General features: G+C 70.9%; 18 protein-coding genes. 9 read left to right on the forward strand and 9 right to left on the reverse strand.

Annotated elements, in window-relative coordinates:
- The first annotated feature begins 19 nt into the window (after positions 1-19).
- The 4 genes from AC4OR8_RS02200 (at position 20) to AC4OR8_RS02215 (ending at position 3658) form a co-directional block, all read left to right on the forward strand.
- The gene (locus AC4OR8_RS02200; protein WP_492163935.1) at positions 20-691 is read left to right on the forward strand and encodes a response regulator transcription factor; all 672 of its coding nucleotides are present in this window, start codon (positions 20-22) and stop codon (positions 689-691) included.
- Positions 688-1926, forward strand: coding sequence for a sensor histidine kinase (locus AC4OR8_RS02205; protein ID WP_492163936.1), 1239 nt, complete (start codon positions 688-690; stop codon positions 1924-1926). The genes AC4OR8_RS02200 and AC4OR8_RS02205 overlap by 4 nt, the downstream gene beginning before the upstream one ends.
- 96 nt (positions 1927-2022) lie before the next feature.
- Positions 2023-2481 carry a MerR family transcriptional regulator gene (locus AC4OR8_RS02210; RefSeq protein ID WP_492163937.1) on the forward strand — a complete coding sequence of 153 codons (459 nt, stop codon included), beginning with the start codon at positions 2023-2025 and terminating at the stop codon, positions 2479-2481.
- Positions 2482-2617: 136 nt separating this feature from the next.
- A complete protein-coding gene (locus tag AC4OR8_RS02215) occupies positions 2618-3658 on the forward strand; it encodes an NAD(P)-dependent alcohol dehydrogenase (protein WP_492163938.1) in 1041 nt (346 codons plus the stop codon).
- A gap of 73 nt (positions 3659-3731) precedes the next feature.
- Here the strand turns inward: AC4OR8_RS02215 and AC4OR8_RS02220 are convergent, their stop codons facing one another.
- Complete coding sequence (locus AC4OR8_RS02220; RefSeq protein ID WP_492163939.1) at positions 3732-6182, reverse strand: alpha-L-rhamnosidase-related protein; 2451 nt, start codon at positions 6180-6182, stop codon at positions 3732-3734.
- 465 nt (positions 6183-6647) lie between these two features.
- Here AC4OR8_RS02220 and AC4OR8_RS02225 point away from each other — a divergent pair, with 465 nt between their 5' ends.
- Entirely contained in the window at positions 6648-6896 is a 249-nt protein-coding gene (locus AC4OR8_RS02225; protein ID WP_492163940.1) for an HTH domain-containing protein, read from the forward strand.
- Positions 6897-6926: 30 nt separating this feature from the next.
- Here AC4OR8_RS02225 and AC4OR8_RS02230 read toward each other — a convergent pair whose 3' ends face one another.
- Positions 6927-8153, reverse strand: coding sequence for an MFS transporter (locus AC4OR8_RS02230; protein WP_492163941.1), 1227 nt, complete (start codon positions 8151-8153; stop codon positions 6927-6929).
- 77 nt (positions 8154-8230) lie between these two features.
- The gene (locus tag AC4OR8_RS02235; protein ID WP_492163942.1) at positions 8231-9268 is read right to left on the reverse strand and encodes a LacI family DNA-binding transcriptional regulator; all 1038 of its coding nucleotides are present in this window, start codon (positions 9266-9268) and stop codon (positions 8231-8233) included.
- Between the two features lie 302 nt (positions 9269-9570).
- Here AC4OR8_RS02235 and AC4OR8_RS02240 point away from each other — a divergent pair, with 302 nt between their 5' ends.
- Complete coding sequence (locus AC4OR8_RS02240; RefSeq protein WP_492163943.1) at positions 9571-10314, forward strand: SDR family oxidoreductase; 744 nt, start codon at positions 9571-9573, stop codon at positions 10312-10314.
- Between the two features lie 88 nt (positions 10315-10402).
- On the opposite strand, the gene AC4OR8_RS02245 is transcribed toward AC4OR8_RS02240, so the two are convergent.
- The 3 genes from AC4OR8_RS02245 to AC4OR8_RS02255 all read right to left on the reverse strand — a co-directional run bounded on the left by AC4OR8_RS02245 (position 10403) and on the right by AC4OR8_RS02255 (position 13062).
- On the reverse strand, positions 10403-11260 hold the full coding sequence (locus tag AC4OR8_RS02245) for an SDR family NAD(P)-dependent oxidoreductase (RefSeq protein WP_492163944.1): 858 nt from the start codon (positions 11258-11260) through the stop codon (positions 10403-10405).
- A 76-nt stretch (positions 11261-11336) separates the two neighbouring features.
- Positions 11337-12368 (reverse strand): NAD(P)-dependent oxidoreductase, encoded by a 1032-nt coding sequence (locus AC4OR8_RS02250; RefSeq protein ID WP_492163945.1) that lies wholly within the window; start codon positions 12366-12368, stop codon positions 11337-11339.
- Positions 12286-13062, reverse strand: coding sequence for an SDR family NAD(P)-dependent oxidoreductase (locus AC4OR8_RS02255; RefSeq protein ID WP_492163946.1), 777 nt, complete (start codon positions 13060-13062; stop codon positions 12286-12288). The genes AC4OR8_RS02250 and AC4OR8_RS02255 overlap by 83 nt, the downstream gene beginning before the upstream one ends.
- A gap of 88 nt (positions 13063-13150) precedes the next feature.
- Here AC4OR8_RS02255 and AC4OR8_RS02260 point away from each other — a divergent pair, with 88 nt between their 5' ends.
- From AC4OR8_RS02260 to AC4OR8_RS02270, 3 genes are all read left to right on the forward strand, one after another.
- The gene (locus AC4OR8_RS02260; protein ID WP_492163947.1) at positions 13151-14542 is read left to right on the forward strand and encodes an MmgE/PrpD family protein; all 1392 of its coding nucleotides are present in this window, start codon (positions 13151-13153) and stop codon (positions 14540-14542) included.
- 76 nt (positions 14543-14618) lie between these two features.
- Entirely contained in the window at positions 14619-15602 is a 984-nt protein-coding gene (locus AC4OR8_RS02265; RefSeq protein ID WP_492163948.1) for an NAD-dependent epimerase/dehydratase family protein, read from the forward strand.
- A gap of 3 nt (positions 15603-15605) precedes the next feature.
- Positions 15606-17021, forward strand: coding sequence for an MmgE/PrpD family protein (locus tag AC4OR8_RS02270; protein ID WP_492163949.1), 1416 nt, complete (start codon positions 15606-15608; stop codon positions 17019-17021).
- Between the two features lie 67 nt (positions 17022-17088).
- On the opposite strand, the gene AC4OR8_RS02275 is transcribed toward AC4OR8_RS02270, so the two are convergent.
- The 3 genes from AC4OR8_RS02275 to AC4OR8_RS02285 all read right to left on the reverse strand — a co-directional run bounded on the left by AC4OR8_RS02275 (position 17089) and on the right by AC4OR8_RS02285 (position 22246).
- On the reverse strand, positions 17089-18555 hold the full coding sequence (locus AC4OR8_RS02275) for an aldehyde dehydrogenase (protein WP_492163950.1): 1467 nt from the start codon (positions 18553-18555) through the stop codon (positions 17089-17091).
- 188 nt (positions 18556-18743) lie between these two features.
- On the reverse strand, positions 18744-19721 hold the full coding sequence (locus AC4OR8_RS02280) for an SMP-30/gluconolactonase/LRE family protein (RefSeq protein ID WP_492163951.1): 978 nt from the start codon (positions 19719-19721) through the stop codon (positions 18744-18746).
- On the reverse strand, positions 19718-22246 hold the full coding sequence (locus tag AC4OR8_RS02285) for an ATP-binding cassette domain-containing protein (RefSeq protein WP_492163952.1): 2529 nt from the start codon (positions 22244-22246) through the stop codon (positions 19718-19720). Before AC4OR8_RS02285 ends, AC4OR8_RS02280 begins: the two co-directional genes overlap by 4 nt.
- Positions 22247-22283 lie beyond the last annotated feature (37 nt).

The following is a 22283-nucleotide window of genomic DNA, read 5'->3' on the forward strand; positions in this document are numbered from 1 at the left end:
CGCGTGCCACCCTGGGCCCATGCCCGACGAGCTGCTCCCGCGCCTGCTGCTCGTCGAGGACGACCCCCGCCTGTGCGACCTGCTCCAGCGGCTGCTGTCGTCGGAGGGGTACGCCGTAGAGGTCGCGCGCGACGGCCACACCGGTCTGCACCGCGGGCTGACCCGGCCCTACGAGCTGATGATCGTGGATCGCGGCCTGCCGGCCGTCGAGGGCGTCGACCTGGTGCGGCGACTGCGAGCGAGCGGGGTGACGTCGCCCATCCTGATCCTGACGGCGAGGGGCACGAGCGAGGACCGCGTGGAGGGCCTCGACGCCGGCGCGGAGGACTACGTCGTCAAGCCGTTCGACGTCGACGAGCTGCTGGCCCGGCTCCGCGCGCTCCAGCGCCGTCATCCCGAGGCCACCGACAGCCTCGACCTCGGTCGACGCGTCCTCGACGTCACCACGCGCCGGGTGGTGGGCGACGACGCGGCCCCGGTGACCCTGTCGGGCCAGGAGTGCGAGCTGCTCCGGCTCCTGGCGGCCAACCCCCGCCGCGTGTTCCCCCGCGAGGAGCTGCGCGAGCGGGTGTTCCAGGAGACCGACAGCCCCAACGCCGTCGACACCTACGTCTACTACCTGCGCCGCAAGCTCGGCAAGCAGGCGATCCGCACCGTGCGCGGTCTCGGCTACCAGCTGGGGTCCGCGTGACCCGCCCGTCGACCTCGCGCCGTCCTGCTCACCGGCCCCCGCTCACGGGCGAGGCCGCCGACCGACGGCTGCTGCGCCGGGCCTCGATCGTGGTGGCGGTGCAGACCGGTCTCGCCGCCGCTGCCGTGGTCGCGGTCGTCATCGCCCTCGTCTACGCCATCAGCCAGGAGGCCCGGCGCGACGCCACCGAGGCGAAGGTCAGGGACAAGATCGTGAACGCCCAGGACTACGGCATCGAACTGACCGGGGACGTGCCGGTCGTCGCGGACGGTCTGCCCGCCGGGTGCGACGACGACGACGTGCGGCGCGCGACCGCCGACCTGGGCGCCGGGGTCTCCGACGTGGAGGTGTGCAGCGACCCGTTCATCGTCTACGTGTCCACCGTCGACGGCACGCGCGTGGTCGCCGCCAACAGCTTCGTCGAGCAGCAGGAGGAGACCCGGCGACTGGCGGGGCTGTCCATCGTCGCCGCGGCGATCGGCGTGGCCGCTGCGGCCGCGCTGGGGTGGGCGGTGGCGCGGCGCGCCGTGCGACCCCTCGGCGAGGCGCTCGCCTCGCAGCGCCGCTTCGTGGCCGACGCAGGCCACGAGCTGCGCACCCCGCTCGCGATCCTGCTCACCCGCGCCCAGCTGCTGCGCCGCACGGCGGTCGCCGACGAGGAGCAGCGCAGCGAGCTGGGCAGGCTGGTCCAGGACGCCCGGCACGTCACCGACGTCGTCAACGACATGCTGTTGGCCGCGGAGATGCAGCACCGGCCCCACCGGCTCGAGCCGGTGGACCTCGCCCAGGTCGCCTCCGAGGTGCGCGACACCTACGCCACCACCGCCGAGGGCGCCGGTGTCGACCTGGTGGTCGACCTCGCCGCCGACGAGGTCTACGTGGTGGACGGGGTGCCCAGAGCCCTGCGCCGTGCTGTCACCGCGCTGGTGGACAACGCCCTCGCGCACGTCGACCGCGGCGGCCGGGTCAGCCTCGAGCTGTCCGCCAGCGGCCACGAGGTCGCCCTCACCGTGCGCGACAACGGCAGCGGCCTCGACCCCACCCAGGCCGCCGAGCTCACCCAACGGTTCCGGCGTGGACCGGAGGCCACCGACAACGCCCACCGCCTCGGCCTCGGGCTGGCGCTGGTCAGCGAGATCGTCCGGTCCCTGGAGGGCACCATGACCATCGACGGCGAGGTGGGCAGCGGAGCCGCCGTGCGGCTGAGCCTGCCGATGTCCCAGGGCGGTGGTTGACGGGCCGAGACCATGGGCGCACCTCGCGGCGCCGGCCGGCCCCGTGACCAGCGCCACCTTTGACTTCGAGTACGTGAAGTTCCTAGCGTCGTGGACGTGAGCACACCGACCCGGCACGGGTACACGATCAGGGAGGCCGCCGCGCTGACCGGGCTCCCGGCCAGCACCCTTCGCTACTACGAGTCGGTCGGGGTCATCACGCCCATCAGCCGCGGGGCGAGCAGCGGTCACCGCGTCTACGACGAGGCAGACCTCGACCAGCTGACCTGGGTGGCCTGTCTGGCCGCGACCGGTCTGGCGGTGCGCGACATGAAGAGGTACGTCGCCAACGCTGAGCGAGGTCCGGCGGCGGCACCCGAGCAGATCGCTCTGCTCGCCGAGCAGCAGCGGCGCCTCGACCTCGAGGCCGAGCACCTCGCCGTGCGCCAGCGCTACGTCGCGCTCAAGCTCGACTACTGGCGCGCGACCGACGCGGGCGACGAGGCCCGTGCCGAGCTGGTGTCCGGCCAGGCCCGGGCCTTGGCAGACCAGCTCAAGCGCACCGCGACCACCTAGCCGCCTCCGCGACCACCGGGCACCAGGCACCAGGCACCAGGCAGCTCGCCGCCGGTCTGCCTGCCGGTCGCCCCCACCCGGCACGACGGCCGGGTGACCACCCCACCCACCACACCCGACCACGAAGAGAGACCACATGCGCGTCAACGCGTACGCAGCACCCGCAGCCGGCAAGCCGCTGGCCCCCACCACCATCGAGCGCCGCGACGTCGGCGCCAACGACGTCCTCATCCAGGTCTTGTTCGCAGGCATCTGCCACTCCGACATCCACACCGTCAACGGCGACTGGGGCCCTCAGCCCTTTCCGGTCGTGCCCGGCCACGAGATCGTCGGCGTCGTCGCCGAGGTCGGCGCGGAGGTCACCCGCCACCACGTCGGCGACCGTGTCGGCGTCGGCTGCATGGTCAACTCCTGCGGTGAGTGCACGAACTGCCGCAACGGCAACGAGCAGCACTGCGTCCAGGGCATGGTCCCCACCTACGCAGGTACCGACCGCGACGGCACCACCACCCAGGGCGGCTACTCCACCCATGTCGTCGTCGACGCCGACTACGTCCTCACCGTCCCCGACGGGATCGACTCCGCCGCCGCTGCGCCGCTGCTGTGCGCCGGCATCACCACCTACGCCCCGCTGCGTCACTGGGGCGCCGGACCCGGCAAGAAGGTCGCCGTCGTCGGGCTCGGCGGACTGGGCCACATGGGCGTCAAGATCGCCCACGCCCTCGGCGCCGAGGTCACTGTGCTCTCCCAGTCGCTGAAGAAGCAGGAGGACGGCCTGCGCCTCGGCGCCGACCACTACTTCGCCACCTCCGACCCCGCGACCTTCGAGCAGCTCGGCGGCCAGTTCGACCTCATCGTCAACACCGTCAGCGCCGGCATCGACCTCGACGCCTACCTGAGCCTGCTCGCCGTCGACGGCACCCTGGTGAACGTCGGCGCTCCCGCCGAGCCGCTGAGCCTCAACGTCTTCTCCCTCATCGGTGCGCGCCGCTCGTTCGCCGGCTCCATGATCGGCGGCATCGCCTTGACCCAGGAGATGCTCGACTTCTGCGCCGAGCACCACCTCGGCGCCGAGGTCGAGATCATCGCCGCCGACCAGGTCAACGAGGCCTACGAACGCGTCCTCGCCTCCGACGTGCGCTACCGCTTCGTCATCGACACCTCCACCCTCGCCTGACCACCCCGCCGCACGCTGACGGCCCCGCACCCCCTCAGGGTGCGGGGCCGCCGCGCGCAGTGCCGTGGTCCGGTCAGCGCCGGGAAACCCTGACGATCTCGCCACCTCGGGCAGGTGCCGCCGAGTCGGTGCCGGGGAAGACGGCGACGACCCGGTGCTTGCCGACCCGCAACCGGTCGAGAACGACCCTCGCGCGACCGTCGTCGCCGAGGTCGACCTCGTCGACGAGACGGCCGTCGACGCGCACCCGCACGTTGCCGGTGGGGGTCGCCCCGGTGGTGGTGGTGACGTCGATCCGCACCCGGGGACGGATCGCGGTGGTCAGCCTGTCAGGGTTCACGTCCACGTCGACCTCGGTCGAGCCAGCGGGCGGCCCGGGAGTGGGGGCCACCTCCACGTCGAGGTCACCTCCAGCCGCGTCGAACTGGACGTACCCGTCGTCCTCGGTCGCGTCGGCGGCCAGGCTGGTTCCGTTCGACCACACCTGCTCCCCGTTGACGGTGACTGTCGAGGTCGGGGTGACCGGCACGGCGACAACACCGCTGGTCGAGGCCGGCGAGGTCACGTCGAGTTCGAAGGTCCCCGCTTCCTGGTCCGAGGCCCAGGAGGTGTCGATGCTGCCGTCCTCCGTCGGCACGGACCCCTTCGACCACGCCAGGTCGCCGGTGTGGGGCTTGATGGACCACGTCGAGTAACCGGGTCCGACGGGCCTGACCCCGAGGACCTGCTCGGTCAGCTGGACGGTGGGCGAGGCAGCCCAACCGTGGGCGAGGCTGGCCGTGGGTCGGTTGACCCCACCCTGGGTGTTCTTGAACTCCCAGAACGTCCCGGTGTAGAGCGGGTTGGCCGGGTCGATCATCGTCCCCCAGGTGCGGCGCATGAGGTCGAAGGCACCGGCGGTGTCGTCGACGGCCAGGCGACCGCCGGTCTCCATGCCGATGCCGAACGGCTCGATCGTGTGTCCGGTCGGGTCCACCAGGCCCTCACCCATGATGGCGCCGTGCTCGTTCCAGTTGACCTTGAGCGCCTCCAGCACGCGCTCCTCCTGCCCCTCGGGGACGAAGCCGTACTGCAGCGCGAGGCCGTTGACGTCACCCGCGATGAGGTCGGGCTTCAGGTCGCTCTGGCCGAACACGCCGAGCTCGGGGTTCCACAGCGTGGTGGTGACCGCCTCCTTGATGCGATCGGCCGTGGCGTCGTACTCCGCGGCCTTGTCGGCCGAGCCGATCTCGCGCTCGTACCACGCCATCTCCCGCAGCAGGATGTAGTAGTCGATGCTGAACTTGGTGACGTACCCGGGCATGTAGGACTGGAAGTAGTCGCGGTCGCCCCGCGTGTAGTTCGGGTCCTCGGGGTTGGCCGGGTTGCGCGGCGCGATCAGCCACTTCTCGCGGTCCAGGAAACGGTCGTTGTAGGCGACGGCCCGCTCGACTGCGGCCAGCGTCTGCCGGGCGTACTCGTCGTCGCCGGAGTAGCGGTAGTAGTCGATGATCGACCGCGCGCCGTAGCCGGAGTAGTTCACTGAGTAGTAGATCGGCGAGCCCTCGCCGAAGGGTGCGGTCGGGGTCACCCGTCCCTTGTTGAAGTCGGGCGAGCCCGGCAGGTGGCCGTCAGCGCGCTGCTCACGCAAGAGCTCGTCCAGGGAGCCCTTGACGTACTCGTTCCCCGCTTCTCCCAGGGTGCTGATGGCAGTCGGGCCCTGGATGATCAGGTCCCCGGTCCAGATGCTGCGGTCACGCTTGGCGCCGTCGTAGATGCGGGCGTCCGGGAGCCCGTTGATGCCGGGCAGCTTCATGTTCGTCTGCAGGGTGTAGGCGCCGGCGTACCAGAGCCGGTTCAGCTCGTCGTCGCTGGACTCGAACCAGCCCTCGTAGTCGTCGGCCGTGGCCCGGTAGGCCTGGAAGTCGACGCCGAGGTCGCGGATCGTCATGCTGCCGGGTGTCGTCAACGTCAGCACGACGAAGCGGAAGCCACCGTGGAAGCCACCCTCGACCCGACCGGGGCCCGTCGGGGTCCGGTAGTCCGCCCCACCGACACCGGCCAGGCCGAACGACTCATCGGTGGCGGCACCGGTGGTGGTGGTGGTCACCGGCGAAGTCGCTGCGGCTGGCACGGCGGCGGTCAGCGGCTCGGAGAGGGTCACGGTGCGCGTCGCGGAGGTGACAGCCGCGATGGTGCGGGTCTGCGCGGCCTCACCGGCGCCCAGGACGATGGTGCCGCCCATCTCGATCCCGTCGAGCGAGGCCACCACGACCTGCGTGGCGCCGGCCTCGGCCGGGGTGGAGAGCCTGGTGTTGGCAGTTCGTCGGGCGAACTGCTTGGCCTCGCCGGTGACGATCTGCAGCTCGGGATTCCCGGTCACGCTGCGCACGTCGAGGAACGGAACACCTCCCACCTCCTTGCCGAAGTCGAGGATGACCGACGCAGGTGCCTGCCCGGCGACGGTGGTCAGGGTGGTCGAGCCGTTGCGCTCCACCAGCGCCGCAGGTCGCTGCACCGATCCGCGCGGCTCGACGGCTGCCACCGGGTACACCTGGGGCTGCGACGGCCCCAGGACGTACTTCTCCCAGCTTGCCGGCGCGGTGGAGTCGTCGGCACTGGCGACAGTCGGCGCAGCCGCTCCGGGGCCGCTCCCGGCGACCAACGACGCGCCCACCGAGACGACCGCCGCCGTCGCGAGGCCGACGACACGCGCCCCTCGGCGCTTCCTGGGGTTGTTCGACATCGTGTTTCCTCACGTTGAACCGTTCCACCTCGGCGAGCGGCCCCATCAGCACGAAGAGTCGGCCCACCTGCCTCGTCGAGACGCGGTGACAGCCATCACACTACGGCTGGAATGAAACGTTGCACATGGTGAGTTCCTGCCACTTCTCACCACATCGCCGTCGTGGCTCCCGGAGCGGGAGCGCCGACAGTTGACGCGCGGAGCCACCGTCCTGTTGGGTCCGAGAACCCGTTGATTTGGTGAATCGTTTTAGTGGAGGACGACATGCCCGAGGACGACTGCGACAGCGAGGGCCGGGCCACGGTGGGAGCTGTCGGCCTCCCGTCGCCGTCCGACGACGACCGTCTGGTGTTGCAGCTGCTCGCGGACCACGTCTCGCGAGGAGAGATCGCCCGGCGGCTGGGGTGCTCGGCCACCACGGTGGACCGCCGGGTGAGCAGCCTGCGGGAGACCTACGCGGTGGGCACGACCGTCGAGCTAGTAGTCCTGGCCGTTCGCGCCGGGCACATCTGACATGCCCCGCCCCGGCTGGTCCGCTCGGGGTCAGGTCGGAAGAGGTGTGCGTCGATGAGCTCGCAGGATGAGCCCGCCGATCGAGCTGGACGTCGCGGCGCACCCAGCGAGCAGCCAGAACAGGGCGGACGGGTGCTGGGACATCAGGGTCGGCGTGACCACCGCGAATGCGGCGGCAGCAGAGCGCGCCATGGCGATCCCGGCCCCTTGGACGGTCCCCCGCACCTCTGGCGCGGCGCACTCCTGGGTCCACACCTTGTAGAGCGCCTCACCGACGTACGGGTACGCCAGGCTGTAGGCCAGGAGCGACACGAGGACCAGCGCGGTCGAGTCGGCACCGGTGATCGCGAGAGCCACCTGCGACGCCACGAGCACTGCGGCACCGACCGGGAAGGCGCGGCGTCGCCACGCCGTGTCGACGATGAGGCTGAACGCCACTGTCCCTGCCAGCCCGACCACCGTGAGGCCGAGGGAGACGCCCGTCGCCAGCGTCTGCCCTGCACCGACGACGATCACCAGGAAGTAGGTGCGGAAGCTGCCGAACGTGTTCGCGACCAGCGTGTAGGCCACGTAGAAGGCGGCGATCAGCCCCCAGGGGGCCGTGGACCCGCGTGCGCCCCCCGGCGAGCTGAGCCTCCCCGGCCCGCCGGACACGTGCTGCTGCAGCCCAGCGGCCCTCACCTGGCGCGACGACCCGACCAGCGCCCGACGACGCGCCACGAGGGTCGCCAGTCCCGCCGTCATGAGGGACCCGAACAGGATCCGCACTCCTGGCACCCCGAACGGCGAGACCACGAACGCCGACGCCGTGGCGACGACGATGCCCAGGGTCCACATGACCTGGGTCTGCGCGACGGGCCTCCCGCGGACGCCGACCGGTGACCTCTCGGCCACCAGTGCCAGTGACGCCGGCAGGTCGGCGCCGGAGGCGAACCCGAGGACGGCGGCACCGGCCACGAGCTGACCGGCGCTCTGTGCGATCACCAGTACCCCGGCCCCCGCCGCGTACAGGCCCACCGTGACGGTGAAGACCCGCGCAGCACCGTGCCTGTCGGCGAGGCGACCGCCCACCATGGCCCCGAGCGCGATGAACACAGCGAGGGTCGCACTGACGACCCCCGTGATCCAGTCCCCGAGCCCGAAGGCACCACGCCAGACCGGTAGCGCCGACCCGACCGCCACGATCGCCGCGCTGTCGAGGAGCGACGCCATGCCGGCCACGACGACGAGCCGCCGGTGGGCTCCCGCATCCTCCACCTGGTCGACGGGGAAGAGCCATGACCGCATCCCCGCTCGGGCCGACCGGCCACGCCGTCTCGCGCCTCCGGTGCCCGTCACGCCCTGGCGGGAGCCGTCGACTCGCGGATGACCAGCTCGGGCTGCAGCTCGACGTGCGGACCCCGCCTACCCCCGCGACGACCTGGCGGGGTCGGCATCTCTGCGAGCAGCAGCTCTGCCGCAGTGCAGCCGAGCTGCTCCTGCGGAGTCCTGATCGTGCTGAGCGGGACGGCGCCGAGCCGGGCGAACTCGATGTCGTCGTACCCCATGACAGCGACGTCGTCGGGCACCGACAGACGGGTTCGCAGGCCCGAGCAAAGACCCATCGCCACCAGGTCGTTGACGCCGAGGAGGGCCTCGGGCACGTCTCGCCGAGGACGTCGCAGCAGCTGCGCCGCGCTCGCCTCGCCGCCGGAGACCGACCGGGTGGGCGCCCAGACGACTTCGAGGGAGGCACCCCGGCACGCGCTCACCACGTCGTTCGCCCCGTCGAAGCGGTCGGCGATCTGCGGCAGGTGGAGGGTGTCGGTGACGAAGGCCAGCCTTCGTCTCCCGGTAGCGATGAGGTGCTCCGCCGCCAACCTGCCCCCTGCGACGTGGTCGACGGAGACCGACGCCTGCTCCGGACTGCGGGCGCGGTGTGCGCACAGGACGCTGGCGAGCCCGCGCGAGCGAAGGCGGGCGAGCTCGGGCTCGATGTCGGTCACCGGGGTCACGATGACCCCGGCCGCCCGCTGCCGCTCGAACAGCTGGAGGTACGTCCGTTCGCGGTGCGGGTCGCCGCCGTCGACGGCCGAGAGCAGGTGCATGCCTGCGGCCGCCAAGCGGCCGCTCATCGCGTTGGCGATCGCCGGGGTCCGGGCGCTGGCCAACTCGTACGAGATGTAGCCGACCACAGTGCTACGCCCCCCTCGGAGGCTGCGAGCGGCGTCGTTGGGCGCGAAGTCCAGGGTCTCGACGGCAGCCCGGATGCGTTCGCGCGTGGCCGGAGCCATCCGTTCCGGGTGGTGGAAGAAGTTGGAGACACTGGCCGGCGACACCCGGGCGAGCGCCGCCACGTCACGAATCGTCGAGGAAGCGCCGGGGTCAGCCATGGGCGGCCCATGCTACGGGCGGCGTCACCACCCGGTTCCGTGACGGCGCCCGTCGTCGCCGTCGGTACGACCGGGGCAGCGGGCGTGGCCGGCGTGACCCTCGTCTGCGCTGGCTGGTCGAGCCCGGTCGAGCCGGTGGCACCGGCGCAGCCGGGCGATCCGACCTCGACAAAGTGTCTGAAAGAGTTTGACAGTTTGCAACCTGTCAAGAACACTTCTGACCGGCTGACCCTCCCGGGCGGCCGAGACCAGGGAACCTCCTCGTCAACTCGTCACCGTCCCGAACGGAGCAAGGAACCGCCATGAGCGATCTCGCTGGGAAGAACGTCCTGATCACCGGAGCGCTGGGCACCATCGGCCAGGCCCTGGTGACCCGTTACGTCGAGGAGGGGGCGCACGTCATCGCGCTGGACCACCCCGACGCGCCGGAGCCGCAGAAGGTGCTGGACGCCATCGCCCCCGGCATCCGCTTCGTCGCGTGCGACCTCAACGACCTCAAGGGCCTGGAGTCGCAGGCCACCGCGCTGGCGGAGGAGGTCGGCGGCGTCGACGTGCTCGTGAACAACGCGGCACTGGTCATCTTCAAGCAGCACGACGAGTTCAGCATCCAGGAGTACGAGGACCAGGTGCGGGTGAACTCCTCGGCCGTCTTCGTGCTGTCCCGCGCCTGCGCGACGCACATGAAGGCCAAGCGATACGGCAAGATCGTCAACATCACGTCGCTGACACTGACCGGCCGCTGGTCCGGGTACGTCCCCTACATCGCCTCCAAGGGCGCGATGTACGGCCTCATCAAGGGGATGGCACGCGAGCTCGGTGAGCACCTGATCAACGTCAACGGCATCTCTCCCGGTGCCGTCCTGTCGGAGGCAGAGTTCCGCGACCGCGGCGACAAGCGCGAGGAGTACCACCAGTGGGTGCTGGAGAACCAGAGCCTGAAGCGGCGTATCGAGGCCGTGGACATCGCCAACCTCGCGGTCTTCCTCTCCACCTCGCGCGCCGACCTGATCACGGGACAGGACATCCAGGTCGACGGGGGCATGTGACACACGACGCCGCTGCCCTCGCTCACGCGACGGCAGCGGCGTTCGTCGCCTGGAGCACCCGGGCGCACCACCGTGCCGGGCGCGACGATCAGACGTGCCGGTTCCACCCTCCGTCGACGTAGACCCGCTGCCCGGTGATGTAGCCCGCGATCGGCGAGCAGAGGAACGCGATCAAGTTGGCGGCGTCCGCGGGGTCGCCGAAGCGACCCAGCGGGATCTCGCGATCGAGCCAGTCCCGCTGGTCCTGCTCGCTGGGGACGAACTGCGGGATGAAGTTGTTCTTGATCTGGTCAGTGAGGAGGTATCCCGGCGACACGCAGTTGACCGTCACCCCGTCCTTGCCGACCACACGGGCGAGGCCCTTCGCCCACATCAGCACCGCAGCCTTCGAGGTCAGCGACCCACTGACGTGCTGGGGCTCGGAGGTGGCGGTCAGGTTGACGATGCGACCGAACCCGCGCTCGCGCATACCGGCGATGAACGGGGTGGCCAGGCGCCGGGGGGTGTCGAAGTTGAGCCGGAAGGCCTCGCCCCACTCCTCCTCGGTGGTGTCGAGGTCGAAGGGCCGCGCCTGTCCGAGGTTGTTGACCACGATGTCCACGCCACCGAACCGCTCCGTCACCGCCGTGTGCACGCGGGCGAAGGAGCCCCCGTCGAGCAGGTCGTCCACGATCATCATGGGAGCCAGGTGCCCCTCGCTCGTGATGTCGTCCGAGAGCGACCGCAGCTCGGCCTCACGGCGCGCGACGACGACGGTCTGCACGCCCTCGCGTGCAAGGGTCAGGGTGGTCTGACGTCCGATACCGCCACTGGCACCGGAGATCAGGGCAGTTCGACCACGCAGCTGCAGATCCATGAGAGATCCACCTTTCGTTGTGTCGGTCCCGCAGTACCGGGACGAGATGGGATGAGGTGCCCCGCGGTTGCGACGAGCCGCCGCAGGCATCCGGGACCGTCGAGCCTGCTGCCCGGCAGACGTGGCGCACGACGGCGCGCGGCTGGCGGGCGCCGCGCCCGGCGCCTCACCGACCGTCAGGGTCGGGATACCACTCGGCCATCATCTGGCTCTGGTCCGTCCCCGGCCCGAACCGGTCGATGGCGCGAGTGGTGAACTCCTCCACGACGTCGCCGATCGGCGTCTCGTGGCCGAGTGAGTCGCCGAGCTCCGTCGCGAGACGGATGTCCTTCAGCATCAGCTGCAGCGTGAAGCCTTGCGGCTTCCACGAGTCGCCCGACAACAGCTGGGGGAAGGTGTACTCCGTGGCGTAGTTGCGGCCGCTCGAGCGGTTGATGACGTCGACGACGACGTCCTGGTCCATCCCGGCGGCCACGCCGAGCCGGACCGTCTCCAGCGCGGCGAAGCGGTTGCACGCGTTGAGCAGGTTGTTGACCAGCTTCATGGCGTGGCCGGCTCCGACCGGCCCCACGTGCACGACCTCACTGGTGATCTCGCGCAGCAGCGGCTCGACCCGTGCGAACACGTCGAGCTCCGCGCCCACCATCAAGGCAGCAGTGCCCTCGCGGGCCCGTCGCACGCCGCCGGCGATGGGCGAGTCGACGTAGGCGACGTCTCGGGCCCGAAGTGCCGCCACGATGTCGGCATCCGCGATCGGGGTGCTCGTCGTGACGTCGATGACCACCGAACCCGGCTGGAGCGAGCTCGCCAGCCCATCGGCCCCGAGCAGGAGGTCGCGCACCTGTGAGGGCCCCGGCAGGCAGAGGAGGACCGTTCGGCAGGCCGCCGCTATCTCGGCGCTCCCCGTGAAGGTCGCCCCTGCCGCAACGAGCTCCTCGGCGGCAGCGGGGTCGCGGTCGTTGACGAGCAGCCGGTGTCGGCTCACCAGGCGGCTGGCGATCGACGCACCCATCGCGCCCACCCCGATGAAGCCGATGGACCCGGTCATGAGGCCGCCCCCCGGCCCGCTCGCCCGCGAGCGCCGCGGGTCGTCCCCGGGTGCGCCATCACGACACTCATACCGTCTGCCCGCCGTCGACGACGAGCGCGTGACCGACCACGAAGGACGACGCCTCGGAGGACAGCCAGAGGACCGCATCGGCGATCTCGTCCGGAGAGCCCATGCGGCCGATCGGCTCCTGCGCGATGACGCGCGCCCGGCCCTCGGGGGTACCACCGGAGAACCGGTCCATCATCGGGGTCTCGACGATCCCGGGGCACACCGCGTTGATGCGGATCCCCGACGCGGCGTAGTCGAGGGCCGCCGCCTTGGTCAGCCCGATCACGCCGTACTTGGTCGCGCAGTAGGCCGCCTGGCCCGCGATTCCCATGACACCCGCACCCGAGGACGTGTTCACGACGGTTCCGCCGCCGGTCTCCAACATGGCGCGGACCTCGTGCTGCATGCAGGTGAACACCGCGGTGAGGTTCACTCCGACCAACCGGTCGAACTCGGCAGCGGGGATCTCGGCCAGCGGCGCGACGGGCTGCTCCACGCCGGCGTTGTTGAACGCCGCGTCCAAGCGTCCGAAGGCCGACAACGTGGCCTGGACCGCGGCCTCGACCTCGCCGGGTGCCGCGACGTCGCAGTGGTACGCCGCGGCGCGGGCGCCGAGCGCCTCCACCTGCGTGACGGTCGTCGCCGCGCCCATCTCGTCACGGTCCACGACCATCACTGAGGCGCCCGCTCGGGCGAAGGCGAGGGCCGTGGCCCGCCCGATGCCGCTCGACGCACCGGTGACGAACGCGACCTTGTCCTGGAAGTCGTGCTGGGATCCGGGTGGTGCTGTCATCTCGGGTCAACCCCTTCGTCTACACAAGCGGACATGTTGAAGATACTGTCAGACTATTACTCGCTTGTGAACAACTCGGAGGGGCTGGATGGTGGACGAGACGGCCGTCGACGACCTGTCGCTGCACCTCGCCGCGGCCGTGGCCGCGACGCGGCTGGAGACACTGAGCGCGGCCGCGGTGGAGGCCGCGAAGAAGAGCGTGCTGGACACCATGGCCGTGGCGCTGGCCGCCAGCGGTGTGGAGCCGTCGGCCAGGGCGGTGATCGACCTGGTGCGAGGTGAGGGGGGACGGTCCGAGGCGGCCACTTGGGGGCTGCAGTGGCGCGGACCCGCCACAGGTGCCGCGTTCGTCAACGGGGCGTTGGCCCACTGCCTCGACTTCGACGACCAGACCCGGTGGGGCCAGCACGCCGGCAGCTCGGTCGTACCCGCCTCGCTCGCCCTGGCCGAGCGACAGGGACAGATCACCGGTGCCGACCTGGTGGCCGGGATCGCGGCGGGTCAGGACCTCTTCGCCCGCCTTCGCTGTCACGTGGGGTGGCGCAAGGACTGGAACCTGTCGAGCGTTCTCGGTGTGTACGCCGGCACGGCGGCCGCCGCGCGGACGGTCGGGCTCCCTGCGTCGGCGGTGCACGCTGCTCTGGGCATCGCGAGCCAGCAGTCCGCCGGCGTCATGGAGGTGGTCGCCGGCACCGGGAGCGACCTGCGGGCGCTCTACGCCGGGTTCTCCGCACGTGGAGCCGCCACCGCCACGCTCCTCGCCCAGCGCGGGCTGGGCGGGGTCGACCGGCTCTTCGAGGGGCCCCTCGGCGTCTTCCACACCTACTTCGGCGGTGTCTACGATCGCGATGCGATCCTCGCCGACCTGGGCGAGCATCACGGTGGCGTCGACACCCTCTACAAGATCTGGCCCTCCGTCGGCACGTCCCACAGCCACGTTCACGCCACGATCCAGCTCGTCGTCGACCACGACCTCGCGCTCGACGACATCGAGCAGATCCGGGTGTTCGTCGGCGACTACCACGAACTCATGTGCACCCCGCTGGAGACGCGACGCACCCCCAGGACCCTGGTGGACGCCAAGTTCAGCCTGCCCTTCCTGGTCGGTCTCGCGGCGGTCCGTCGCGGCATCAGCGTCTCCGACTTCACCCCGGCCGGCCTGCACGACGACCGTGTCCGCGCGGCGGCGGCCATGGTCGTGCCCGTCGTCGACCGCGCGCTGGACTGGACCGCCGAGCTGCCTCCCGGACGGGTCGAGGTCGTGACCAAGGACGGCCGGACCCTGACTCGCGACGGGTCCGGCTATCCCGGCAGCCCCGATCACCCCGCGTCGTGGGACCAGCTGGCCGACAAGCTGCGCCAGTGCGCCGCACTGGCCGCTCACCCACCCTCGCCCCGGGGCGTCGACTCCTTCCTCGACGCCGCGCGACGCCTCGAGGAGCTCGACGACCTCACCCCTCTCGTCCACTGGCTGCGTTGAGCACGTACAGGCCGCCGCACCGACACGACCGCACCGACACCGACACCGACACCGACAGCAACGGAGAGGATCACAGATGACGGAGGCACCCGCCTCGAAGGAGGGCACCCCGACGTCCCCCGCCGCGCCCCGGCGCGTGCTGGTGACCGGGGCAGGAGGTTTCGTCGGCTCCCGTGTCGTCGAGATGCTGGCGGCTCGCGGCGACACCGAGGTCGTCGCCCTCGACGTGGTCCGCACGGCGCGCGGTGAGGAGGTCGGCCGCCTCCCCGGCGTCGAGCTGCAGGTGCTGGACCTGCGCGACGTGGACGCGCTGGACGGCGTGGTGTCGCGGTCGCAGGCCATCATCCACCTCGCCGCCGTCCGGACCCAGGCCTCGAGCAGGCGACCGCGCGACGCGCACGACATCAACGTGGGTGCGACCTACGACCTGCTCACCCTCGCGGCCGCCCACGGCACGGAGCGGTTCGTCTTCGGGTCGACCAACACCGTGTACGGGCCGTACCAGGACCCGCACGCGCCCGCGTCGAGCGAGGGCCAGCCGTGGGTGTGCCGCGGCATCAACATGTACGCGGCCACCAAGCTCGCCAGCGAGGCCTACCTCGAGGCGTTCGCCACCGCCGGCGGTCCGGCCTACGTGGCCCTGCGGATCGGTCCGATCTACGGCCCCCGGGTCAGCCCCGGGTCGAACGGGGCGATGACCCTCGACGTGCTGGAGGCCATCGACCGGGGCGAGCGCCCTGTGGTGCGGTGGGCACGCGACGCCGTCCACTCGTTCGTCTACGTGGACGACGTCGCCGCCGCCGCCATCGCGGCCCTGACCTCGGAGCAGACGGGGCTCGCCGTCAACGTCGTGGGTGAGCCCGTGACGACCGGGGAGCTCTGCGAGCGGGCCGTCGAGCTGTACGGCCACGACCCGTCTCGAATCGTGTGGCGGGAGGAGCGCACCCGCTACCAGCGGGTCAGCCGGGAACGCATGCACGACGTGCTCGGCCTCATGCCGCAGACCTCGACCGACGAGGGACTGCAGGCACTCATCGACTGGCACCGAGGAAGGGCCTGAACCATGACCGACGAGACGGACACCGTCCAGATCGCCGACAGCATCGTCGGCGCGATCACCGCCTTCACCACCCGCGTCACCGTCGACGATCTCAGCCCGTCGGCGCGACGAGCCGCCAAGCGGGTGCTGGTCGACGCCATGGGGTGCGCCGTGGGTGCCCAGCGCACGACCGTGATGACGAAGCTCCACCGCCTGGCCGCGGCGACCACCAGCACCCGCCCTGCCTCGCTGATCGGCAGCGGTGCTGCGACGTCACCGGAGATGGCGGCGTTCGTCAACGGGTCGGCCATCCGCTGCCTGGACTACAACGACGACTACTTCGGCACTGAGGACTCGCACGCTCACGGTGACACCGGCCCCCACCCCAGCGACAACCTGGGCGGCGTCCTGGCAGCCGCCCAGATCGCCGGCGCCAGCGGTGCAGACACGCTGCTGGGCATCGCCATCGCCTACGAGGTCTGTGGGCAGATGGTGGACGAGGTGGTGCTGAGGGGCAACGGGTGGGACCACCCCACCTTCCACTCCGTCGCCACCGCGGCTGCCGCCTCGCGCCTGCTCGGTCTCAGCCCGGCCCAGACCGCCGACGCGCTCCGACTCGCCGTGGTCCCCAACATCTGCCTGTACGAGACCCGGGTGGGGTCGATCTCGAACTGGAAGGGCCTGGCTGGGCCGAACGGCAGCCGCAACGGCCTGTTCGCGGCGCTCCTCGCCGAAGTGGGCATCACCGGTCCCGACCTCGCCTTCGAAGGGCCACGGGGCTTCATGACACAGCTGCACCACCGCTTCGCACTGGGCGAGTTCGGTGACACCCGGGGCCGCTACCGCGTCGAGGACACCTACTTCAAGCACCTGCCACTGCGTTACGAGATGCAGCTCCCGGTGCAGCTCGCCCTGCAGCTGCGGGAGGAGATCGACCCCCACGACATCACTCGGCTGCGGGTGTTCATGGAACGCAAGTCCGTCACCGCGCGGTCTCACGAGCCGGCGCTGTGGCAGCCGACGAGCCGCGAGACCGCCGATCACAGCGGTCCCTACCTCATCGCTGCCGCCCTGGTCGACGGTGGGATCTCGGAGGACACCTTCGAGCAGCAACGGTTCACAGACCCCCGGCTCCTCGCCGTCACAGACACCGTCGAGCTCATCGAGGACCCCTCGTACACCGCGGCGTTCCCGTGGCGCATGGCCTGTCGCTTCGAGGTGGAGCTCCGGTCGGGGCGGACCCTCGAGGTGGTCGGGGACTACCCCAAGGGCCACCCCCGGGACCCCCTCACGGACCAGGAGGTGTCACAGAAGTTCCTCTCGCAGGCCGAGCCGCTGCTCGGGGACGCGCGCGCCCGGGAGCTCCTGCGCTCGATGTGGGCACTGGAGGCCGAGGTGTCGGTCGAGCGGCTCCTGGGTCTCACCACACCGCTCACGTGACACCAGAGCCCCCGACACCGCGTGGCGGCGTCGGGGGCTCTGTGCTGCCAGCCAGTCGGCTGACAGGTCAGGCCTGCACCGCCGGGGAGTAGTCAGCCGGCACGCCGATCGAGCGCAGCTCGGTGTAGGAGGCGAGCCCCTCGGGGCCGTTCTCGCGGCCGATGCCGCTGGCCCCCCAACCGCCGAACGGAGCACCGAGGCCGACGGGCGACCCGTTCAGCTCGACCACCCCGGTTCGCAGGCGCCGAGCGACCTCGAGGCCGTGCTCGAGGTCGGAGGTGTACACCGCCCCGCTGAGACCGTACGGCGTGTCGTTCGCGAGCGCCACCGCGTGGTCCTCGTCGCGGTAGGGCATCACCGCCAGGACCGGTCCGAAGACCTCCTCCCGGGCGAGCCGCATGTCGGACGTCACGCCGCGGTAGACCGTCGGGTCGACGAACCAGCCGCGGTCGAGTGCCTCGGGGCGCCCGCCTCCCACCACCAGCCCGGCGCCCTCCTCGCGGCCCGAGACGATGTAGGACTCCACCCGATCACGCTGTTGCGAGGTCACCATGGGCCCGATCTCCGTCGTGGGGTCGTGCGGGTCCCCCACCAGCATCGAGGTGACCAGCGCCTCGAGCCGCTCCACCAGCTCGGCCTCGAGCTCCGTGGGCACAAGGATGCGTGTCTTCAACGTGCAGACCTGGCCGTTGTTGCGGAAGGCCCCCATGCGCAGGGCCTCGACGGTCTGGGCGAGGTCGGCGTCGGGCAGCACGAGACCGGCGGACTTGCCGCCGAGCTCCAGGCTCACGCGGCGGAGGTCGTTGCCGCAGAGCGAGGCGATGCGGCGTCCGGCCACCGTCGAGCCGGTGAACGTGACCTTGTCGACCCCCGGGTGGGTCACCAGCGACTCGCTGGCCTCACGGTCTGCGGGCACGACGTTGACCACGCCGGGAGGGAAGCCGGCCCGTTCGACCAGCTCGGCGAAGAGGAAGCCCGACAGGGCGGTCTGCGGCGCCGGCTTCAGCACCACCGTGCAGCCGGTGATCAGCGCGGGCACGACCTTCTGCACGCAGATACCCATCGGCTGGTTCCACGGGGTCACGGCGGCCACCACGCCCACGGGCTCGCTCCCCACCAGCGCCCGCCCGGTGGCGGTCTGCCGGTGCTCGACGAACGGGAACTGCTCGGCGATCTCGACGTAGGCGTCGATGATGGCGATCGGACTGGTCGCCTGGAGCGAGCGCGCCTGCGAGATGGGGCACCCCATCTCGTCGGTGATCAGGTCGGCGACCTCCTCACGCGCCTCGTCGAGCAGCCTCCGCAGCTCCCGCACGTGGGTGAGCCGCTCGTCGAGGGTGAGACCCGACCAGGATCCACCGTCGAAGGCTCGCCGCGCAGCCGACACGGCGGCGTCCATGTCGGCCTCCGAGGCCGCTCGCCCACGGGCGATGGGCTCCTCGGTTGTCGGCGACAGGATCTCGAAGGGGTCGCCGGACGCCGGGACCCACCGCCCGTCGATGAACAACCTGTCCCGCTCGCCCCGCCACGTCATCCGAACTGCCTCCTCGGCTCGTTGTCGCGGAAGTCACCAGAGCTGGTGTTCCGCACGTCTAGGACTACGTCGAATACGACGATCTGTCAAATGTAAGGCATTTTTCAGAGGGCCTCGCGCGCCAGCCGCCCACTCGACCCGACGGGGCGTCCCCGGAGGACGACTGCCCGACGGACAGCCGCACCCGACTACCGCCTCGGCGCAGCCGGGTCCGCACCGCGTGCCGTACCGGCGACCGGCACCTCGACGCGCACGGTGAGCACCGCCGCAAGGGTCGTCGCAGCGCGCGTCTCCACGTCGCCGTCCGGGGCCGCGCAGATGAACATGGTGCGCCCGTCCTCGCCCCCCAGGACGGCCGAGAACGGCATCATGCCCGGGTCGATCTCGTCGAGCACCTGTCCGCCCTCTGCCACCCGCAGCACCTTCTGGGACACCAGGTCGCAGATCCACAGCGCCCCCTCGGCGTCGCGGCACATGCCGTCGGGACAGAGCGCGAACTGGCTCAAGGGCTCGACCATCGTCGTCCGGCTCGGCAGGGGGCCGAACTCGGCCCACGTGCGGCGGTTGACCAGCTCTCCGGCCGGGGTGAGGTCGAAGGCGGTGACGCGGTTGCCCCATGTCTCGTTGACGAGCAGCACGCTGTCGTGGACCAGCACGCAGCCGTTCGGGAACCAGAGGTCCTCGGCGACCCGCACGACGGTGCCGTCCGGATCGACGCGCAGGAGGCAAGCGGGCGTCAGCGGGCTGTTCACCAGGTCGAAGCCGAACTCTCCCACGTAGGCCCGCCCCAGGCTGTCGACGATCACCTCGTTGCAGTAGCCGCCCGTGTGCCCGCTGAGGTCGGCGTGCACGACCATCGTCCCGTCGTGCTCGCGGCGCATCAGCAGCCGGTCCCGCATGGAGGTCACGAGCAGGCGACCGTCGGGCAACCAGTCCATGCCTGAGGGCTGCCCCGGGACGACGGCCTCGACCCGCAGGTCGGACCCGTCCTCCTTCGCCGACAGGACCTGGTGGGTGTACAGGTCGGAGAACCAGACGCGACCCTCGTGCCACCGGGGAGCCTCGACGAACGTGCGCCCGCCGACCAACGTCCGACAGTCCGCCCTCGCCTCGATCGGCCCACCGGGCGTGATGGTCGTGGGCGCCTCGGGCGCTTCAGCGTTCATGATGCTTCCTCCGTCGAGCGGATACGGGCGAGTGAGGCATAGGCCGCGATGGCCACCAACAGGATCACGCCGTACAGGATCTGGCGCCAGGCGTCCTGGATGTTCAGCAGCGGTGTCACGTTGTCGAGCAGGGCGAGGAACAGGGCGCCGAGGAATGCTCCGACGAACGACCCTCGACCACCGGTCAGCACCGCTCCACCGAGGAACACGGCTGCGAACACCGGCAGCGAGTAGCCGGCCCCGACCGCGTTGGAGCCCATGCCGGTCTGAGACGCGAGGAAGATGCCGCCGACGACCGCGCCGAAGGTGCAGATGACCAACGATCCCGCCTGGATGAGGGACACGCGCTCGCCGACGCGCAGCGCCGACTCGCCGTCGTAGCCCACCGCGCGCAGCGCGAGCCCACGCGGGTGGCGGTAGAGCCAGACCTCCATGGCCAGCACCAGGACGATGAGCCCGATGAAGACCAGTGGCACGTAGCTGATGCCGGTCGCCATGCCGGTGACGAGCTGGGGCGCGATCGCACCGCCCGGCTCGGGCCGCAGGAGGATCGCGATGCCCTGCACGATGCCCAACGTGGCGACCGTGGCCACGATGGCCGGCACCTTGAGGACGACGATGAGCAGGCTGTTGAACCCGCCGACGAGGAGAACGACCGCCGTGAGCCCGACGGCTGTCACCAACAGGGAGCCTGCCGTGAGGTCGGGCAGTGTCATCGAGATGACCACGACCGTCAGGCTCATCACCGACCCGATCGACAGGTCGAAGAGTCTCGAGACCATGTTGAACTGCTGTCCGATCGCCACGAAGGCGAGCGGCATCGTCAGCAGGAACCAGTTCGTCAGGTTGAACGGGGTCCAGAAGAACTCCGACTGGCTGTTGGTGTACAGACCCACGGCCACGATGAGGAGGAGAAGGACGCCGATGGGCACGTGGGCCGCCCCGCGCTGCCAGAATCGCCGCAGCAGGCCCCCGCCGGACTGGGCCCGAGCCTGCGACGACTTGGCGTCGGTGGCGGCGACGAAGCTCTTCACGATCTCGCCCTCGGTCGCGCCCTTGCTCAGCTCGTGCACGACCTCCCCGCGCGACATCACGTAGATGCGGTCGCACAAGCCGGCGAGCTCGGCGGAGTCCGAGGAGTTGACCAGCACGCCCAGACCGTCGTCCGCAGCGCTGCTCAGGACCCGGTAGATGTCCATCCGCGCACGCGCGTCGACGCCCTGGGTGGGCTCGTCCACGATCAGCACCTTGGGGGTGCGCAGCACCGGCCGGGCCAAGACCGCCTTCTGCTGGTTCCCGCCCGACAGGGCGGAGATCGGCTGGAACGGTGACGCCGACACGATGCCGAGGTCTTCGGTGGCCTTCCGATGGGCTGGCAGCAGGCGACCCAGCAGCGAGGTGCCGGCAGGCCCAGCGCCCGGACCGAGCTGCGCGGTCGCATTGTCCATCACCGACATCGGACCGAAGATCGACTCGGCCGCCCGGTCACCGCTCTGGAAGCTGATCCCGGCCGCCAGCGCCTTGCTCGGGCGCATCCGGTGGTAGGACCGCCCGTCGACCGCGACGCTGCCGCCCTGCGTGTCCATCCCGAGGAGGCCGCGCAACAGGGCGCGCTGACCGTTGCCCTCTGCGCCCGCGACGCCGACGATCTCGCCGGCGCCGACCGAGATGCTCACGGGGCCGAAGTCACGCCCGCGCAGGTCGCTGACCTCGAGCCGGGAGGCTGCACCCGTCACCGCGGGGCGCTGGGGGAACTCGAGGTCGGTGGGGGCTCCCACCATCATCTCGACGATCTCCTCCACCTCCCAGTTGCGGGCGGTGAAAGTGCCCTGGGCCACTCCGTCGCGCAGCACGGTGAGGCGGTCGGCCAAGCGCCGGACCTCGGCCAGTCGGTGGCTCACGTAGACGATGGCCATGCCGTCGTCGCGAGCCGTCTTGATCAGCTCCTCGAGATGGGCCGCCAGGCGCAGGTCGAGGGCGGCCGTGGGCTCGTCGAGCATCAGCACGCGCGGCTTGGTCATCATCGCGCGGGCCACTTCGAGGAGCTGACGGGCACCGGGACCGAGCGCCGAGACCTTCTCGTTCTGCCGGAACGGCAGACCGTAACCGGCCAGCACCGCGTCGAGGTCGGCCGGCCTCGGGGTGCCGAGCGCGTTGAAGTAGAGGGCCACGTTGTCCACGACACTGAGGTCGGCCACGAGCGAGGTGTCCTGGTACGCCGTCGCCAGGCCGAGCTGGCGGGACCTGCGCACACCGCCTCCGGCGAAGGGCGTCTGCCCGATCACCACAGTGCCCGCGTCGGGCTCGAGCACGCCCGAAGCGACCTTGATCAGTGTGGACTTGCCGGACCCGTTCTCACCGACGAGGGCGTGGACCTCCCCGGGCCTGCAGTCGAAGTCCACCTCGGACAACGCCCGCACACCGGGGAACGTCTTGGTGACGCCCCTCATGACCACGCCGTCCTCGGCGCGTGTCGGCGGCGTGCCCGCCGACGTCTCCTGGGTCAGGGACACGATGTCCTCCATGGGGGTCTTCTCAGTGGATGGTCGAGAGGAGCGGCCT

The sequence above is a fragment of the Nocardioides sp. FY1077 genome, from assembly GCF_058681775.1.

Bases quoted from the DNA above. Each gene is read 5' to 3' on its own strand.
- AC4OR8_RS02270 (WP_492163949.1), top strand. From the start codon at position 15,606: ATGACCGACGAGACGGACACCGTCCAGATCGCCGACAGCATCGTCGGC.
- AC4OR8_RS02280 (WP_492163951.1), bottom strand. From the start codon at position 19,721: ATGAACGCTGAAGCGCCCGAGGCGCCCACGACCATCACGCCCGGTGGG.
- AC4OR8_RS02240 (WP_492163943.1), top strand. From the start codon at position 9,571: ATGAGCGATCTCGCTGGGAAGAACGTCCTGATCACCGGAGCGCTGGGC.
- AC4OR8_RS02255 (WP_492163946.1), bottom strand. From the start codon at position 13,062: ATGACAGCACCACCCGGATCCCAGCACGACTTCCAGGACAAGGTCGCG.
- AC4OR8_RS02285 (WP_492163952.1), bottom strand. From the start codon at position 22,246: ATGGAGGACATCGTGTCCCTGACCCAGGAGACGTCGGCGGGCACGCCG.
- AC4OR8_RS02225 (WP_492163940.1), top strand. From the start codon at position 6,648: ATGCCCGAGGACGACTGCGACAGCGAGGGCCGGGCCACGGTGGGAGCT.
- AC4OR8_RS02245 (WP_492163944.1), bottom strand. From the start codon at position 11,260: ATGCCTGCGGCGGCTCGTCGCAACCGCGGGGCACCTCATCCCATCTCG.
- AC4OR8_RS02260 (WP_492163947.1), top strand. From the start codon at position 13,151: ATGGTGGACGAGACGGCCGTCGACGACCTGTCGCTGCACCTCGCCGCG.
- AC4OR8_RS02250 (WP_492163945.1), bottom strand. From the start codon at position 12,368: ATGCGGTCCTCTGGCTGTCCTCCGAGGCGTCGTCCTTCGTGGTCGGTC.
- AC4OR8_RS02265 (WP_492163948.1), top strand. From the start codon at position 14,619: ATGACGGAGGCACCCGCCTCGAAGGAGGGCACCCCGACGTCCCCCGCC.
- AC4OR8_RS02215 (WP_492163938.1), top strand. From the start codon at position 2,618: ATGCGCGTCAACGCGTACGCAGCACCCGCAGCCGGCAAGCCGCTGGCC.
- AC4OR8_RS02275 (WP_492163950.1), bottom strand. From the start codon at position 18,555: ATGACGTGGCGGGGCGAGCGGGACAGGTTGTTCATCGACGGGCGGTGG.
- AC4OR8_RS02200 (WP_492163935.1), top strand. From the start codon at position 20: ATGCCCGACGAGCTGCTCCCGCGCCTGCTGCTCGTCGAGGACGACCCC.
- AC4OR8_RS02235 (WP_492163942.1), bottom strand. From the start codon at position 9,268: ATGGCTGACCCCGGCGCTTCCTCGACGATTCGTGACGTGGCGGCGCTC.